Annotated in this window: 17 protein-coding genes and 1 pseudogene; 9 read left to right on the top strand and 9 right to left on the bottom strand. The window is 66.4% G+C overall.

Features of this window, described 5'->3' with window-relative positions; genetic code table 11:
* Nucleotides 1–304 precede the first annotated feature (304 nt).
* The 4 genes from DM194_RS01805 (at nucleotide 305) to DM194_RS01795 (ending at nucleotide 3345) form a co-directional block, all read left to right on the top strand.
* Nucleotides 305–754, top strand: a complete 450-nt coding sequence (locus tag DM194_RS01805) for a MaoC family dehydratase (protein WP_012973248.1) — start codon at nucleotides 305–307, stop codon at nucleotides 752–754.
* Nucleotides 755–885: 131 nt separating this feature from the next.
* On the top strand, nucleotides 886–1827 hold the full coding sequence (locus DM194_RS01800) for a bifunctional riboflavin kinase/FAD synthetase (RefSeq protein ID WP_111065652.1): 942 nt from the start codon (nucleotides 886–888) through the stop codon (nucleotides 1825–1827).
* 15 nt (nucleotides 1828–1842) lie between these two features.
* Entirely contained in the window at nucleotides 1843–2019 is a 177-nt protein-coding gene (locus DM194_RS28405) for a hypothetical protein (protein ID WP_176581360.1), read from the top strand.
* Between the two features lie 123 nt (nucleotides 2020–2142).
* Nucleotides 2143–3345, top strand: coding sequence for a multidrug effflux MFS transporter (locus tag DM194_RS01795; protein WP_111065651.1), 1203 nt, complete (start codon nucleotides 2143–2145; stop codon nucleotides 3343–3345).
* Here the strand turns inward: DM194_RS01795 and DM194_RS01790 are convergent.
* A complete protein-coding gene (locus DM194_RS01790) occupies nucleotides 3314–3883 on the bottom strand; it encodes an MgtC/SapB family protein (protein ID WP_111065650.1) in 570 nt (189 codons plus the stop codon). The two genes, DM194_RS01795 and DM194_RS01790, sit on opposite strands and share 32 nt — an antisense overlap.
* A gap of 439 nt (nucleotides 3884–4322) precedes the next feature.
* Between DM194_RS01790 and DM194_RS01785 the strand changes: the two genes are divergently transcribed.
* Complete coding sequence (locus DM194_RS01785) at nucleotides 4323–5459, top strand: type III PLP-dependent enzyme (RefSeq protein WP_111065649.1); 1137 nt, start codon at nucleotides 4323–4325, stop codon at nucleotides 5457–5459.
* A 215-nt stretch (nucleotides 5460–5674) separates the two neighbouring features.
* Here DM194_RS01785 and DM194_RS28565 read toward each other — a convergent pair.
* Nucleotides 5675–5782, bottom strand: a pseudogene (locus DM194_RS28565) (IS5/IS1182 family transposase); the annotation flags it as partial.
* Between the two features lie 375 nt (nucleotides 5783–6157).
* Here DM194_RS28565 and DM194_RS01780 point away from each other — a divergent pair.
* Nucleotides 6158–7327: a sensor histidine kinase gene (locus DM194_RS01780; protein WP_111065648.1), complete on the top strand. Its 1170-nt coding sequence runs from the start codon at nucleotides 6158–6160 to the stop codon at nucleotides 7325–7327.
* 233 nt (nucleotides 7328–7560) lie between these two features.
* Here DM194_RS01780 and DM194_RS01775 read toward each other — a convergent pair whose 3' ends face one another.
* Complete coding sequence (locus DM194_RS01775; RefSeq protein ID WP_111065647.1) at nucleotides 7561–7773, bottom strand: DUF1127 domain-containing protein; 213 nt, start codon at nucleotides 7771–7773, stop codon at nucleotides 7561–7563.
* A 313-nt stretch (nucleotides 7774–8086) separates the two neighbouring features.
* On the opposite strand from DM194_RS01775, the gene DM194_RS01770 reads away from it, so the two are divergent.
* Nucleotides 8087–8800 (top strand): HAD family hydrolase, encoded by a 714-nt coding sequence (locus DM194_RS01770; protein WP_111065646.1) that lies wholly within the window; start codon nucleotides 8087–8089, stop codon nucleotides 8798–8800.
* Between the two features lie 12 nt (nucleotides 8801–8812).
* Nucleotides 8813–9163 (top strand): cupin domain-containing protein, encoded by a 351-nt coding sequence (locus DM194_RS01765; RefSeq protein ID WP_111065645.1) that lies wholly within the window; start codon nucleotides 8813–8815, stop codon nucleotides 9161–9163.
* 23 nt (nucleotides 9164–9186) lie between these two features.
* On the opposite strand, the gene DM194_RS01760 is transcribed toward DM194_RS01765, so the two are convergent.
* From DM194_RS01760 to DM194_RS01750, 3 genes are all read right to left on the bottom strand, one after another.
* Nucleotides 9187–9420 carry a hypothetical protein gene (locus tag DM194_RS01760; protein ID WP_111065644.1) on the bottom strand — a complete coding sequence of 78 codons (234 nt, stop codon included), beginning with the start codon at nucleotides 9418–9420 and terminating at the stop codon, nucleotides 9187–9189.
* A 131-nt stretch (nucleotides 9421–9551) separates the two neighbouring features.
* Nucleotides 9552–11054, bottom strand: coding sequence for a tripartite tricarboxylate transporter permease (locus DM194_RS01755; RefSeq protein WP_211110599.1), 1503 nt, complete (start codon nucleotides 11052–11054; stop codon nucleotides 9552–9554).
* Nucleotides 11051–11527 carry a tripartite tricarboxylate transporter TctB family protein gene (locus DM194_RS01750; RefSeq protein WP_111065643.1) on the bottom strand — a complete coding sequence of 159 codons (477 nt, stop codon included), beginning with the start codon at nucleotides 11525–11527 and terminating at the stop codon, nucleotides 11051–11053. The genes DM194_RS01755 and DM194_RS01750 overlap by 4 nt, the downstream gene beginning before the upstream one ends.
* Nucleotides 11528–11885: 358 nt before the next feature.
* Here DM194_RS01750 and DM194_RS01745 point away from each other — a divergent pair, with 358 nt between their 5' ends.
* Entirely contained in the window at nucleotides 11886–12893 is a 1008-nt protein-coding gene (locus DM194_RS01745) for a tripartite tricarboxylate transporter substrate binding protein (protein WP_246024242.1), read from the top strand.
* Nucleotides 12894–12934: 41 nt separating this feature from the next.
* Here DM194_RS01745 and queC read toward each other — a convergent pair whose 3' ends face one another.
* From queC to DM194_RS01730, 3 genes are all read right to left on the bottom strand, one after another.
* Nucleotides 12935–13675 carry a 7-cyano-7-deazaguanine synthase QueC gene (queC, locus tag DM194_RS01740; RefSeq protein WP_111065641.1) on the bottom strand — a complete coding sequence of 247 codons (741 nt, stop codon included), beginning with the start codon at nucleotides 13673–13675 and terminating at the stop codon, nucleotides 12935–12937.
* 116 nt (nucleotides 13676–13791) lie between these two features.
* A complete protein-coding gene (locus tag DM194_RS01735) occupies nucleotides 13792–15639 on the bottom strand; it encodes a sensor histidine kinase (protein ID WP_246024241.1) in 1848 nt (615 codons plus the stop codon).
* A gap of 200 nt (nucleotides 15640–15839) precedes the next feature.
* The gene (locus DM194_RS01730) at nucleotides 15840–16655 is read right to left on the bottom strand and encodes an alpha/beta fold hydrolase (protein ID WP_111065639.1); all 816 of its coding nucleotides are present in this window, start codon (nucleotides 16653–16655) and stop codon (nucleotides 15840–15842) included.
* Nucleotide 16656: the final 1 nt, after the last annotated feature.

Below are 16656 nucleotides of genomic sequence, written 5' to 3'. Positions count from 1 at the left end.
GCCAAGGGGCGGAAGCCGGCGGGATTTTCCGTTAAGCTGTTGATCGGACGCCGCTTCCGCCGCTTTACCTCAATTGCGAAGTAATCCAGCCGCGCCCTGCGTCCTTCGATTTCCGTGCCGTCTGCCACGGGAGGCGGCCGTTCTGTCCGCGGTCTTGTGCGGAACGTTAGAGATTTTTTTGCATTTTTGGAGGAGACGTGGTGCCATTCCCATCGCTGCGGCGCACATGACGCATCGCAGCGAACGGCGCGGCGCCCCGCGTCAGACGCCGGAACAGGCACCGAGAGAAAGAGGAACTGCTGCGATGGACGACGTTCGTCAGGTCCGCAAGGATACCGAAGGCTACTGCATCGAAGACCTGTCCGTCGGCATGACAGCGAGCTTCGCCAAGACGGTGACGGAAGCCGACATCGTCCTGTTCGCGGGCATTTCCGGCGATACCAACCCGGTCCACATCAACCAGGAATATGCCGCCACCACCATGTTCCAGGGCCGCATCGCCCACGGCATGCTGACGGTCGGCTTCATCTCGGCCGTGCTGGGCACCAAGCTGCCGGGGCCGGGCTGCATCTACATGAGCCAGACGCTGAAGTTCAAGGCGCCGGTCCGCGCCGGCGACACCGTCACCGCCCGCGCCACCATCACCGAACTGATCCCGGAAAAGCGCCGCTGCGTCATCAAGACCGTCTGCACCGTCGGCGAAACCGTGGTCGTGGAAGGCGAGGCGCTGCTGATGGTCCCGTCGCGCGGCTGATTTTTCGACGCCCGACCGTTGTCTCCGGGCGTCAGGACAGCGCCGGCGCGTTTACCCCGCGTCGGCGTCGGTCTATATAGACGCCCGAGCAAGCGGGCCCGCCGGGGTCCGCCCACAGCACCGGGGCGCGCATGCGACTGTACAGACACACCGCCGACCTGCCGGCCGAAGCGCGGGGCGCCGTCGTGGCGCTCGGCAATTTCGACGGCGTTCACCGCGGACATCAGACGGTCATCGGCACCGCCCAGCGCCTGGCGGCCGAGATGGGCGCGCCGTCCGCCGTGGTCACCTTCGAACCGCATCCGCGCAGCGTCTTCCGTCCCGACGACCCGCCCTTCCGCCTGACACCCTTCCGGGTCAAGACCCGGCATATCGAGGCGTTGGGCGTCGATCAGCTGATCGTCTGCCATTTCGACGACAGTTTCCGCCACAAGACCGCGCAGGCCTTCGTCGACGAAATCCTGATCGACGGCCTGGGCGTGCGGCATGTCGTCTGCGGTTATGATTTCCTGTTCGGCCACAAGCGGTCGGGCGACCCGGCCTTCCTGCTGCGCGCCGGCCGCGCCCAGGGCTTCGGCGTGACGGAGGTCGGTCCGGTCTCCGACGCGGAGGGCGGGGTATTCTCCTCCACCCGCGTGCGCGACGCGCTGGTGGCCGGCCGGGCGCGCGAGGCGGCCTATGTGCTGGGCCATCCCTGGGAGATCGAGGGGCGCGTCGCCCATGGCGACCAGCGCGGCCGCACCATCGGCTTTCCCACCGCCAACATCGAACTGGGCGAGTATCTGCGCCCGGCCTTCGGCGTCTATGCGGTGCGCGCCGGCATCGACCGCGGCGGCGAGACCGTCTGGCTGCCCGGCGTCGCCAATCTCGGTGCCCGGCCCACCGTGGACGGCACCGTGGCCCGGCTGGAGGCCCATCTGTTCGACGTCGACCTCGACCTGTACGACCTGCATCTCCGGGTGCAGATGATCGACTTCCTGCGGCCGGAGATGAAGTTCCCCAGCTTCGACGCGCTGAAGGACCAGATCGTCCAGGATGCCGCCGCCGCCCGCGCGGTGCTGGCCGCCGGCTGACGGGAGCGAGCGGGCATGGAGCGGGTGCTGATGCTGCTGTTCATCCTGAACCAGGGCGGCCCGACCACCCTGGAGTTCGCCAGCATGGAACAGTGCAAGGCCGCCGAGCCGGTCATCATCCAGAATTACCGCGAGATGACCGGCAACACGGTGCTGTCCCGCTGCATCCGCATGGAGTTGCCGGCGAAGTGATGCCGCAACCGCTGGCCGGTCGGACTGCGGGTCTGCTGAGCAGCGATGGCGCTGGCGGGGATGGTTTCGTCTGATACAGTGCGGCCCCGTCCTCGCTTCCCCGCCGCGGTGCCCAACTCTGCCATGCCCCGTTCCGATTCCCTGCCGATCCGAATCCTGCTGACCGCCCTGGTCGCCTTCGGCCCGCTGTCCACCGACCTCTATCTGCCGTCGCTGCCGACGCTGGTCCGGGTGTTCGACACCGACGTCGTCACCGTGCAGATGACGCTGTCGATCTTCCTGGTCGGCTTCGCCGTGTCGCAGCTGGTCTATGGCCCGATGTCCGACCGGTTCGGCCGGCGCCCCACCCTGCTGGTCGGGGTGGCCATCTATCTGGCGGCCAGCGCCGTCTGCGCCATGACCACCAGCATCGAGGGGCTGATCGTCGCCCGATTCTTCCAGGCGCTGGGCGCCTGCTGCGGGCCGGTGGTGGCGCGGGCGGTGGTACGCGACGTCTTCGGCCGCGACCGGGCGGTCACGGTGCTGGCCTATATGTCGATGGCGATGGCCTTGGCCCCCGCGGTGGGGCCGATGCTGGGCGGCGTGCTGACGGAGTGGTTCGGCTGGCGCGCCAACTTCGTTCTGCTGACCGTCTTCGCCTGCTGCATCCTGGGGGCGGTGTGGTCGATGCTCGGCGAAACCAACGCCCACCGCGACGAGGAGGCGCTGCGGCCCGGCAGGCTGGCCGCCAATTACCTGCTTCTGATGCGCAGCCGCGGCTTCGTCGGCTATGTGCTGGTGGTCGCCTTTTCCTACAGCGGCATCTTCTCCTTCATCTCCGGCTCGTCCTTCGTGCTGATCGACCGGCTGCACCTGACGCCGGCGCAGTACGGCGCCAGTTTCGGCGCCGTGGTGATGGGCTACATGGTGGGAACCTTCCTGGCCGGACGGCTGACGCCGCGGCTGGGCGGCGCCCGCATGATCCGTATCGGCACGCTGGTGTCGCTCGGCGGCGGGGCGTTGGGCGCGCTGCTGGCGCTGGCCGGGGTGCTGCACCTGCTGGCCATCCTCGTGCCGGTGTTCCTGTTCATCCTGGGCAGCGGGCTGACCCTGCCCAACGCCACCGCCAATGCGGTCGGCCCCTACGCCACCATGGCCGGGCTCGCCTCGTCCCTGCTGGGCTTCACGCAGATGGCGATCGCGGCCGTCGTCGGCATCGTCGTCGGCCATCTGAACGACGGCAGCGCCCTGCCGATGATGGGGGCGATCGGGCTGGGCGCGCTGGGCGCGCTGCTGGCGCACCGGCTTCTGGTCGTCACCGCGACGCAGGACGGGCGATCCGCCTGATCCGGCCCGGCGGACGGGCGGCGCGGCGCCGCTCCCGCGCCTTGCGGTCGTCGTCGGCACCGCGGCCGTCGTCATCCTCCTTGCCGAACTGCGGGAAGCGGTCCATCAGGACGGTGAACAGAATCGTCACCATCAGGCACAGGCCCAGCGCCATCCCCGCCAGCAGGTAGTATCCGGCGCCGCAGGCGATGCCCAGCCCGCCCGCCACCCAGATCACCGCCGCGGTGGTCGCCCCGCGCACGCTGTCGCCGGAACGGAACATCACGCCGGCGCTGATGAAGCCGACCGCCTGGGCCACGCCCTGGATGACGCGCACCGGGTCGCTCGGCCGCTCGTCGCCGCTGGCATGCAGCCCGACATAGAACTCCAGCGCCACCAGAGTCGTCAGGGCGCAGCTGATGGATATCAGCGTATGCGTGCGCAAACCCGCCGCTTTGCCGCGCATTTCGCGGTCAAGCCCAAGCAGCGCGCCGCAAAGGGCTGCGGCCAGCAGCCGCAACCCGATCTCCTCTACCGTCAGAACCGTAGTCAAGCCCATGAAATCGCTCCGGTTTTTTGGCTCCTAAAAAGGTCTGCCACTTTTTTGGGGCACGCGGCATTTTTCACTTTGCAATCGAACGCGTTGGATCTATGTAACGCGAACTCGCAAGCGCACGTGCCGCTGGCCCGCCCCTCGGCGTCTCCGAGATGTGGTTATGCAACGACGTAACGCGTGATCCCCGACCGTCCCTTAAACAAGGCGGCGACTTGGAGGTTACGATGGTTGATGTTGTTGTGGGTGGGCGCGCGCTCACCCGTCTCCGAAAATTGCCGCTCCTGGACCATACGGACAGAACAGGGTTCTGTACGGGGCAATCCAGTATTGGCGGCCTGAGCGCCTGATCAGCTTTTTGAGTTGCTGATCGGCCCGCCCGGCCGCTCCGTTCCCCCCGACTTCACCCATTCCGTTCCATCATCTTGCGTCCCAGGAGACTGAGATGACCCAGAAGATTGCGCGCTTTTTCGAAGAGCAGCGCCCGCAGACCCCTTGCCTCGTCATCGATCTGGATGTGGTCGAGCAGAACTACAACGATCTGCACGACGCCCTGCCCGACGCCCGCATCTTCTATGCGGTGAAGGCGAACCCGGCCGCGGAAATCCTCAGCCTGCTGGCCCGTCTCGGCTCCGCCTTCGACTGCGCCTCGGTTCCGGAAATCCAGATGGCGCTGGCCGCCGGCGCCACCCCGGACCGCATTTCCTTCGGCAACACCATCAAGAAGGAAAGCGACATCCGCCGCGCCTTCGAACTGGGCGTCCGCCTGTTCGCCTTCGACAGCGAGCCGGAACTGGAGAAGATCGAGCGCGCCGCCCCCGGCGCCCGCGTCTTCTGCCGCATCCTGACCTCGGGCGAAGGCGCCGAATGGCCGCTGTCGCGCAAGTTCGGCTGCGACCTGACGATGGCGCGCGAGCTGCTGCTGAAGGCCCGCGACATGGACGTGCAGCCCTATGGCGTGTCCTTCCATGTCGGGTCGCAGCAGAAGGACCTGATGCAGTGGGACCACGCCATCTTCCAGGTGGCGCAGCTGTTCCGTGAGCTCGAGGTTCTCGGCGTCGACCTCGGCATGATCAACCTCGGCGGCGGCTTCCCCACCCGCTACCGCACCGACGTGCCGGAATGCACCGCCTACGGTCAGGCGATCTTCGACTCGCTGCGCAATCACTTCGGCAACCACCTGCCGGAAACCATCGTGGAGCCGGGCCGCGGCATGGTCGGCAGCGCCGGCATCATCGAGAGCGAAGTGGTCCTGGTGTCGCGCAAGTCGGCCGAGGATCCCAAGCGCTGGGTCTATCTGGACATCGGCAAGTTCGGCGGTCTGGCCGAGACGATGGACGAGGCGATCCAGTATCCGATCGAGGTGCTGGGCGATGAGCAGGACCAGCACCGCGAGGCGGTGATCCTGGCCGGTCCGACCTGCGACAGCGCCGACGTGCTGTATGAGCGTGCCGACTACAAGATGCCGATGGGTCTGAAGGCCGGCGACCGCGTGCGCATCCATGCCACCGGCGCCTACACCACGACCTACTCGGCCGTCTGCTTCAACGGCTTCGCGCCGCTGCAGCACTACTGCATCTGAGAAGGAGGCGGGGCGCCGCCCTGCCCTTCCCGGAGTTGCTCCAAGAAAAAGCCCGCCCGCCGGATCATTCCGGTGGCGGGCTTTTCTTTTCCTGCCGGCTGTGGCCCAACCGATCCTGTCGTTGATACAGGCGTTTGTTTGCGAGCAGCCAAGGGCATCCGTGTTCGCCGATCTTGCGGATGCGCGCCTGAACCCCGTCGCGTAAACAGAGCCGGCGGCAGGCCGTGCGTCGAGACCACCACGTGATGCTTGGTACCGGGCTTGCCGCGATCGGGCGGGTTCGGTCCGGTCAACTCACCGCCGTTCCTGGCCCGCATCGAGCAACCATCGATCACGACATCCCATACGGCGGCGCCGGGGCACGAGTGGCCGATCCTCGATCCGGTCGATGATCCCCGCCACCCGCTTCGCGACTGTCGGTTCCATCCTCGCCCCCCTGCGCCAAAGGCCGTAGAAACCGGCGGCGGATCAGCAGGTTTCGGCCCATAGTCATGAGGTGCACATAATTGTAGTGGCAAAGTGATGCCACCCGCAGTCTGTCAGAACATTGAACTTCAAACTTCCAGCACCCCTCCATAATATTCCATTTACATGCAGAATAGATAATGGTAAACGTTGATTATTACCCGCAAAGTTTTTCCGGGCGCGGGTAGCTGGGAGACTTGTGCTCTTGCCTGCTTTAGACAGGAGAGCACATCATGCTCTTGGATAATTCGGAACATATCGAAAAACTGCAACGCCATCAGGAAAGCCTGAATGACTTTGCCCGTGCTGCGTCCGAAACCAACCGGCTCGGGCAACACCTTCATTCGGCGTGTTCGCTCGCAGGGCGCGGCTTGGGCGTCAAGTACACCAAGGTGATGCGGTACCGCCCGACCAAGGGTGATCTGCTGGTGGAAGCCGGGATCGGCTGGGGACCGGGGGTGGTCGGGCAAGCCACTTTGGGGAGCGACGTCGCATCAGGTCCAGGGCGCGTCCTGCAGGCCCGTCAGGCCATGCGCATCGACGACCTGCGCGACAATCCTTGGTTCCGGTATCCGTCCCCACTGCGCGAGCACGGCATCATCTCGACGCTCAACGTGCCGGTTGCGGTTGACGGTGTCGTGTGGGGCGTGCTGGCGGCGGACAGCGAGGTGCAACGCGACTTTACCAACGACGAAGTCGTCTTTCTCAGCGCCATGGCGAACATTTTGGGATTGGCCCTCCAGGGCATGGTGCAACAGAGGCGCACCAAGAAATCCGCTGAGCGGGCACTGCGCGCTGTCGACCGGCAGAAGATGCTGAGGCATGAACTGGGGCACCGGGCCAAGAACGACTTCCAGATGGTCATCGCGATCCTGCTCATCCAGATGGACAAGCAGCAGGACGCGCAACTGGCGACCGTCTTCAAGCACGTCATTGCTCAAATTTCCGCCATCAGCGTGGCGTACGACCAGTTGTTCATGCAGGACGACCAAGCAAACCTCGAGATTGCGACCTACCTGGAAGCCCTGTGCGGGAATTTGCGGCATCGGTGCGAGGGCATTGAAATCGAAACTCATCTGGAGAGCACCGAACTCACGCATGATTGCGCCGTGTCGCTGGGCCTGATCACCAACGAATTGGTGACCAATGCCATCAAGCACGCGTTCCCGGAGGGCAAAGGGACGGTACATGTGGAATTCACAACCGATCGAGACCGTGGTCGAAGCTGCCTGACTGTAACCGACAATGGCATTGGAATGAGTACGCCGCGACCGGGCAGTGCCGGCTTGCGGTTGATCCAGCAGTTTGCTCAGCAGATCGGTGGCTCGGTTGATCACGAACCGGTCGAGCGAGGGACGAGATTCTGCATCTCCTTTTTCCCCAAGCGCAGACCTGTCCATTGAACCGGATTTCGGCACCTGGAAAGCATCCGAACGGCCTGACACAACTATGGGCAGTATGGAAACTGCCGTGTGAGGGCATGCGTAAAGCCTGATGTGCCGGCTTTACGCTCGATGGCATAGCTTTTTGGGCAGGCCATTTCTTGGGCGGGCCGGAATGCGGACAAAGAAAAAGGCCGCTTCCGATCAACGGAAGCGGCCTTTTCCAATGCGTTCGCCGGCCGGCGTGCAGGCGCTCATTCGCGCCAGAACGGCTTCGACATCTCGCGCTCGGCATCCAGGCGGCTGAAGCCGATGTCCTGAAGCATACGCTCGTCCAGATAGCCCAGCTCGCGGCGGGTCACAACGCGCTGGCGCCACAGGCTCAGCATGTTCGAGGCCATTTCGAAGACATGGGCGAAGGCGGAGGAGCTGCGGCCGGTCTCGGCCGAATGCAGAAGAGTTGCCATGATGGAGATTCCTGAGATGTCTTATTATGGAGGGTCCGCCGGTCGGCGATCACGTCCTCCTTGTGTAGAAATATAATTACGCTCTTTTTAGCCATGTTGCCACCCCCGACGGCAACATGCCCGCTTTGCAGGCAGCGAAGAACTCGCCATACAATGTCACCGATCTGTGGCAAAAGCGTCATTGTGGATACTTACGGTTTGGATGGCGGACAATAATGGAACCCTGCACCTTCCCGCCCTGGACAAGGCGACCTGACTTGGACCAAGCTTTGTTTTACTTACGGATCAATCGATCGAACCGGCGGAAAGTCCCATGAGCGGCATCCATACCCCCGGCGGCTGGACCTTCGACACCATCGGGTTCGATGGCGACGACACGCTGTGGCACAACGAATCGCTCTTTTCGATGACGCAGGACCGTTTCCGCGCCCTGCTGGCCCATGCCGCCGACCCGACCGATCTCGACCGCCGCCTGCTGGAGGCGGAGCGGGCGAACCTCCGGGTCTATGGCTACGGCATCAAGGGCTTCGTCCTGTCGATGATCGAGACGGCGATCGCGGTCACCGACGGCAAGGTCGCCGCCCGCGACCTGCAGAGCCTGATCGACTTCGGCAAGGCGATGCTCGACCACCCGGTTGAACTGCTGCCCGGCGTGGCGGAGGTGGTGGAGGCGCTGGCGAACCGCTACCGGCTGGTCCTGATCACCAAGGGCGACCTGTTCGACCAGGAAAGCAAGATCGCCCGCTCCGGCCTGTCGGAGCTGTTCCATGCGGTGGAAATCGTCAGCGAGAAGGATCCGGCGACCTACCGGCGGGTGATGGACCGCCACGGCATCGACCCGGCGCGCTTCCTGATGGTCGGCAATTCGGTGCGGTCGGACATCCTGCCGGTGCTGGCGACCGGCGCCCATGCCGTTCATATCCCCTACGCCATCACCTGGGCCCATGAAGAGGCCGCGGTGCCCGACGACCATTACCGCCGCCTCGACTCGGTCCGCGACCTGCCGGCACTGTTGGCGGCCTGGTGAGGAGCCTTATCGATGACCCTGATTCCGCTGCCCGGCCTGGACGGCATCACCCCCGAAACCGGCGGCCCGGCCGCGGACCGCGTCCTGTCCGGCGCCCCCGGATTCACGACCTGGAACGGCTACGAATCGGCCGACGGCAAGCGGTTCGCCGGCATCTGGCGAACGACTCCGGGTTCCTGGCGCATCATCTATGACGAGTGGGAATATTGCGAAATCCTGGAGGGTGAAAGCGTCGTCGCCCATGACGACGGACGGTCCTGGACCCTGAAGGCCGGCGACCATTTCGTCATTGAGCCCGGATTCCAAGGCAGCTGGACCGTGGTTACGACCACGACCAAGCGTTATGTGGTGATCCTGCCCTGAATCGGCCGGTCAGACGCCTCCGGTCACCCGGTAAGCTCGACCGAGTTCTGTGCGGCGCCGTGGCTGATGATGGTGACCGCCTTGCGCCCGATCTCCACCGCCAGCACGCCGAGCACGAGGACGGAGGCGACAAGCATCAGGCGGGCGACGTCACGGGTCAGCGCGCGTTTGCGGGCGTTGGCCCGGCGATGCTCGCGGAGCACCGTCCGCATGGCGCCATCGGTCAGTCGACGCCCGAACCAGGCATTGGCGGCCATGATGCGCTCCCATCATCCCGATCAGACACAACGGCATTTATATAAAATTTTATCTTATTGGGCAAGAACCGAATCCGGCGGCGTGATGCCGCGGGATTCGGCTGCGGGAAAGGCCAGTCCTGTTCCCGGACCTATTCCTTGAAGGCCGTCTCGCGCTGGCGACGGAAGGACGGCAGCAGGATGAGAGCCAACAGGCCGACAGCCACGGCCATCAGGCCGGCGCTGATCGGGCGGGTGACGAAGACGGTCAGGTCGCCCTGGGACAGCAGCATGGCGCGGCTGAGGTTCTCCTCCAGCAGGGGGCCGAGGACGAAGCCGAGCAGCAGCGGCGCCGGTTCGCAATCCAGCTTCTTCAGCACATAGCCGAACACGCCGAATCCGGCCATCAGCAGCACGTCGAACACGTCGTTCTTCAGGCTGTAGGTACCGATGCAGCAGAAGACCAGGATGGCCGGGAACAGATAGGCATAGGGCACGCGCAGAAGCCGCACCCACAGGCCGATCAGCGGCAGGTTCAGCACCACCAGCATGACGTTGCCGACCAGCATGCTGGCGATCATGCCCCAGAACAGGTCCGGCTGCTTGGTCATGACCTGCGGTCCCGGCGTGATGCCGTGGATCATCATGGCGCCGACCATCAGCGCCATCACCGCGTTCGACGGGATGCCGAGGCTCAGCATCGGAATGAAGCTGGCCTGGGCGCCGGCATTGTTCGCGGCCTCCGGCCCGGCGACGCCCTGGATGGCCCCCTTGCCGAAGGCGGAGGGATCGCGGGCAACCTTCTTTTCCAGCGCGTAGGAGGAAAAGGCGCTGAGCGTCGCCCCGCCGCCCGGCAGGATGCCCAGGAAGGCGCCCAGCGCCGTGCCGCGCACCGCCGCCGGCCAGGCCTCCTTGAAGTCCTGCAGCGACGGCCAGAGCCGGTGGACCGGTGACGGGTTTATGCCACGCCCTTCCGTCTCCTCCAGGTTGATGATGATGTCCGCAAGGCCGAACAGCCCCATCGCCAGCGGCACGAAGTCCAGCCCGTCATAGAGCTGCGGAATGTCGAAGGTGAAGCGCATCTGGCCGGAATTGACGTCGGTCCCGACCATCGACAGCAGCAGCCCGACCAGGATCATCGCCACCGCCTTCACCACCGACCCATGGGCCAGCGTCACCGCGCCGATCAGGCCGACCAGCATCAGCGCCACATATTCCGACGGACCGAAGGCCAGAGCCATCCCGGCCAGCGGCGGACCGGCCAGCGCGATGACCAGGGTGGTGACACAGCCCGCGAACAGCGACGACAGCGCCGCCGTGGCCAGCGCGACGCCGCCGCGGCCCTGGCGCGCCATGGCGTTGCCGTCCAGGCAGGTCATGACGGAGGAGGATTCGCCCGGCAGCTTAACCAGGATGGCCGTGGTCGATCCGCCATACTGGGCGCCGTAGAAGATGCCGGCCAGCATGATCAGCGCCCCCACCGGCGGCAGGTAGAAGGTGATCGGCAGCAGCAGGGCCACCGTCGCCGTCGGTCCCAGCCCGGGCAGCACGCCGATCAGCGTGCCGATCAAGGCGCCGAGGAAGCAATAGACCAGGTTCATCGGCTCGACCGATACGCCCAGCCCGAGCCAGAGATTGGCGAGGATGTCCATCATGGCCAGATCTGGAGCGGCAGGCCCAGTCCCCAGGAAAAGATGGCGATGCAGCTGGTGGCCAGCGTGGCCCACAGGGCGGTGAAGGGGCCGGGGCGCAGCGGGCGCCCGGCCAGACCGCCGATGCCGGTCAGCGCCAGGATGGCGAGCACCAGACCCAGCCTGTCGAGCAGGGCGGCGAAGGCGATCACGGCGACGGTGATGGCGACCGACGGCCGCCACGCCCATCCCAGCGTCGCCGGTCCTTCCGCCGTCAATCCGCGCAGTAGGGTCGCCAGCCCCGCCGCGAGCAGGAGATAGCAGATCAGGCGCGGGAAAAAGCCGGCCTGCATCATGGCCAGCGACCCCGCCTCCCATCCGCGCGCCAGCCACAGCCCGCCAAGGGCGATGGCGCCGAGCAGCAGTCCGGCCGCGAGATCCTGGGGCGATCTCCGCCGGGATGCGGCCGGCCGGGGCGATCTCAGGGTATGTGTCATTGGATGGATGTGTCCGCTTTCTCAGCCATGCGACGGCGGAAAGGCCGGGTGCCGCGCCCGTTCCTTCGGGTCATGCAGCCCGCGTTTCAGGAGATATCGTCCCGGATGCTGGCGGTCCGGCAGCCGGCGTCCCTTCCTGCCGGTTGTATTATCACCGACATATAACTCCCAGTCGAGCGCCTTATCGCCGCAACCTCAAGCAATCGGGATGATCGCCGCCAAGAATTCAAGGTGTTGTTGATCCGATTTGCGGCATGACACCCGCTATGGTATAGCAGTTTCATTAAAAATGCACGCCATGCAAGCGCGTGACTCCGGCGTGACCGCGACCGGAGTCCGAGGGATCGGACAACGAACGATGACAGCAGCGATTCACACCCTGCGAATGGCAGGCGGCCGTGCCGCGTCCTTCCTGACTGCGGCCCTGGCTGCCCTGATGCTCTGGCAGGCGGCCTCTTCCGCGACGGTACAGGCCGCCTATCCCGAGAAGCCGATCACCATGGTGGTCGCTTATGGCGCCGGCGGTTCCACCGACATCACGGCGCGGATGCTGGCCCCCTTCATCGAGCGCTATCTGGGCGGCGCGCGCATCGTCATCCTGAACCGGCCGGGGGCCGGCGGCGAGATCGGCTTCGCCGCCATCGCCGATGCGGCGCCGGACGGCTACACCATCGGCTTCATCAATACGCCCAACCTGATCACCATCCCGATCGAACGGCAGGCGCGCTATGCGCTGGACCGGTTGGACCCCCTGGTGAACATCGTCGACGATCCGGGCGTGATGACCGTGCGTGCCGACAGCCCGTTCCGGTCGGTCGCCGATGTGGTGGAATTCGCGAAGGGGAATCCGGGCGCACTCACCGTCGGCACCACCGGCATCGGCTCCGACGACCATCTCGCCATGCTGTTGCTGGAACGGCAGGCCGGGGTGAAGATGACCCATGTGCCCTTCGCCGGCAGCGCCGAGAATTACCGGGCGATGCTGGGCTCCCACACCAGGATCTGCGACCAGAATCTGGGCGAGGGGCTGCGCGGCGTCACCGGCGGCGATCCCGTGCGCATGCTGGGGGTGATGAGCCTTACGCGCTGGGACATGGCGCCGGACCTGCCGACCTTCCGCGAACAGGGCTATGCCATCGACATGGTGTCCATGCGCGGAATCGGCGCCCCGAAGGGCTTGCCGCCGGACATCCGCAATGCCCTGATCGAGGCGATCACCAAGGCGGCGATGGACCCGGAATTCCAGGCCAAGGCACGCGAGACCTTCCAGCCGCTCCGCATCGTCGGCCCCGAGGGCTTCGCCGCCGAGCTGAAGCAGCTGGACGGCGAGTTCCGCGCCTTGTGGACCGAAATGCCCTGGAAGTAACGCCGAGGAAACGATAGCCGCTTGCGAAACGACCTTACCGGCTACGATGCCGTTCCGGTGGCGTAACGGATCGGATCGGTCGTTCCGGCTTCGGAAAAGCCCTTCAGCCGCAACAGGCAGCTGTCGCAAGCGCCGCAGGACAATCCTTCCGGCGTCGGATCGTAGCAGGAGTGGGTGAGGCTGTAGTCCACGCCAAGCTCCAGCCCGCGGCGGACGATCGCGGCCTTGTCCAGCGTCATCAGCGGTGCGTGGATCCTGAACCGGCTCATTCCCTCCACACCGGCCTTGGTCGCCAGATTGGCCAGGGTTTCGAAGGCCGCGATGTATTCCGGGCGGCAGTCGGGATAGCCGGAATAATCCAGCGCGTTGACGCCGATGAACAGGTCGGAGGCCCCCAGCGTTTCCGCCCAGGCCAGCGCGAAGGACAGGAAGACGGTGTTCCGTGCCGGCACATAGGTGACGGGAATGCCCTGCCCCAGATCGGCCTGCAGATCCGCGGCGCTGCCGTGCTTGGGCACGTCGATGCTGTCGGTGAGAGCGGAGCCGCCGAAGGCGCGCAGATCGATGTCGGCGATCACATGCCGCTCGACCCCCATCGCCGCGACGACGCGCCGGGCCGCCTCCAGCTCCACCGAATGGCGCTGGCCGTAACGGAAGCTGAGGGCGTTGACGCGATAGCCCTCGGCCTTGGCGATGGCGAGCACCGTCGTCGAATCGAGACCGCCGCTGACCAGCACCACGGCCTCCTTCGGCACATCCCTCGTCGTGTCCGTTCCCGCCATCGCACGCCTTCCTTTGCAAAGTCGCCCGTCATCGCGGGCAAGGATGGCGACAGCTTTTGGCACATCCCGGCGCATCGGGCCAGAACGGGCATCACTGTGTGAGGATTCCGCCCCGGTCACCTCATCTTCGCCAGCAACTCCTCGATGGTCATGATGCGCGACGGAGGCAGTCGGACGGTTGCGGTGCAGCCCTGGCCGGGCGCGCTGTCCAGCGCCAGCGTGCCGCCATGCGCCTCCACCAGCCGCAGGGCGAGCGGCAGGCCGAGGCCGACTCCCTCATACTGGCGGGTGATGCTCTGTTCGATCTGAGCGAAGGGCGTCAGGGCGGTCACGATATCGTCGGTCCGCATGCCGATGCCGCGGTCGCATACCGCCAATTCCACCCAGCCGTCCGCGGCCTTCCCCATGGTCAGGGTGACGATGCCCTGGGGATGGCTGAACTTGATGGCGTTGGACAACAGATTGCCCAGCGCCTGGCGCAGACGCCGCGTGTCGCCCCGCATCGGCGGCAGATCGCCGTCGCCGGCCACCTCCACCGTCACGCCCCGGCGGCCGGCCTGGAACTCCATGTCGGCAACCAGTTGCGCGGCGAGCGCCGACAGATCGACAGGCTCCTCGACCAGCGACAGCCCGCCGGCCTCGACCCGCGCCATGTCGAGGATATCGTCGATGATGGCCAGCAGCTGCCCGCCGGCCTGCCCGATGGCGGCGACGCAATCGCGCAGCTGCCCCTGCCCGTCCGTCAGCACCTCCAGCAACTGGGAAAAGCCGATCACCGCGTTCAGCGGGGTGCGCAGTTCATGGTTCATGGTGGCGATGAAGGTCGATTTGGCACGGTCGGCCGCCTCCGCCGCCTCCTTGGCCGCCAGCAATTCGGCCTCCGCCCGGCGCCGTTCGGTCACGTCGCGCAGGATCGCGGTGTAGATCCGGCGCCCCTCCACCTCGTTGGCGCTGACCGACAGCTCCACCGGGAAGCGGGTTCCGTCGGCGCGCTCCGCCTCGGCGGTGCGGTCGCGGGCTACCAAAGCGGTGGTCTGGCCGGGAGCGAACTCCAGCCGGACGCCGCCCTCCTCCCGCAGATGGGCCAGCGGGATCAGCCGGTCGAGGGGCCGCCACAGCAGATCCCCGGCCGGAATGCCGAACATCGCTTCCGCCGCCCGGTTGAAGCCGAGCAGGATGCCGGCCTCGTCCACGGTGAGGATGGCTTCGGCGACCGTGTCGAGGATCGCCTCGTTGCGCGCTTCCGACAGGCGCAAGGCGTTGGCGGTGTGCAGGTATTCGCTGACGTCGGTGATGGTGGCGATGGTGCCGCCGTCCTCCATCGGGATGCGCTGGCACAGCACCCGGCGGTCGGGGCCGGCCCCCTGCGGATCGTGGAAGCGGAAATCGGTCGGCTGCGAATTCCGGCCCGGCTCGCTCCGCCACTCCGCGGCAACCCGCGCCCGGTCGTCGGGATGGACGGCGCCGAGCCAGCCGTCGCCGAGCATTCGCTCGGGCCCGACCCCGGTGATGGCGGCAAGGCGGGTGTTGGCGAAGACCACCTGACCGGCCGCATCGGCCTGAAGAATGCCGATCGGTGCCGCTTCCGCCAGGGTGCGATAGCGCGCCTCGCTGGCGCGCAGCCGTTCCGACAGCGCGATGGCGGCGCTGACATCGCGGACGGTCAGGACCAATCCGCCGATTTGCGGATCGGTCAGTTCGTTGCGAGCGGTCACCTCCAGCCAGCGCCAGCCGCCATCGGCATGGCGGAAGCGGAAGACCGCGCGGCCGCTGCTGCCGGCCGGGGCGGCGGCCCTGATCCGAAGCCGCTGCCGCGCCTCCTCCAGATCCTCGGGATGGATGTGCCGGTCCAACGGGAGGCCGGTGAGCGCCCGGGCAGGGTGGCCCAGCACCTCCGCCGCCGCCTGGTTGATCCGCAGAACGCGGCCGTCCATCGACAGCACCGCGACCGCTCCGTCCGACATGCGGCACGGGGCATCGACCGACCGTTCGCCTGCCTGCAAGATGGCACCTCTGAACCGGCAATGATTGGTTGGGCCGGATCGCCGTCCCTCACGATGCGGGGCGGCGATCCGATCCTGCCGGTCAGAGTAGGCAGTCGACCATTAACCGGTGATGTCAGGGAAACCCAGGTTGAACCCTGATGATTTCCCCGCTGAAACCATCACCCCCGCCGCAAGGACAGGAAAGAGGTCAGCGCGTCCAGCACCGCGTCCGGTGCTTCGGTCATCACCATATGCCCGGTTTGGGGCAGGACGACGACCTGCGAGGACTTCATGCGTGCGGCCAGTGCGCGCCCTGCTTTGGCCGGAGTCATCTTGTCCAGCGCGCCCAGCAGGAACAGGGCGGGACAGGCCGCCGAGGCCGCGGCATCCGCACCCTGCCCGTATTCGTTGCAGGCCGCGAGATCGACCCCCAGCACGCCCGGCCGGACCGATGCCATCAGCCGGCGTCCGCCGGGGATCAACGCGAGGCCGGGCGTCGGACAGCTGCCGCCCCGGGCGCCGCCATGGCCCCGCGGCCCGTGGCCCCAGCCGATCACCATCTCGATGGCGGATTGTTCGCCGGCATGGGCGGCGGACAGCAGGGCCGGATGCACCGGCATGCGTTCCGCCACGCCCAGCAGCGCCACCGCCTCCACCCGCGCGGAATGCCGGGCGGCGGCGTCCAGCGCCACCAGCGCGCCCATCGAATGGCCGATCAGCGCCGCCCTCTCCAGCCCGGCGGCATCCAACAGGGCGATCACCCAGTCGGCGATGGCGGAGATGCTGCCCAGCGGTTCCCCGCCGGAACGGCCATGGCCCGGCAGATCGACCGCCAGGACCGAGCGGCCGTGATGGGCGAGATAGCGGCTTTGCAGGCTCCACACGCTGTGGTCCATGCCGGCGCCGTGGATCAGCACGACGGCGGGGCGCGCGGGGTCGATCTCCCGGCCGCCGGTGTGGACGAAGACGGAGGTTCCGTTGACGGTCAGCTGCATG

This window comes from Azospirillum ramasamyi, from assembly GCF_003233655.1.
Classification (GTDB): domain Bacteria; phylum Pseudomonadota; class Alphaproteobacteria; order Azospirillales; family Azospirillaceae; genus Azospirillum; species Azospirillum ramasamyi.
Note: the sequence above shows the minus strand (reverse complement) of the source record. Positions and strands in the feature narration are given on the sequence as shown.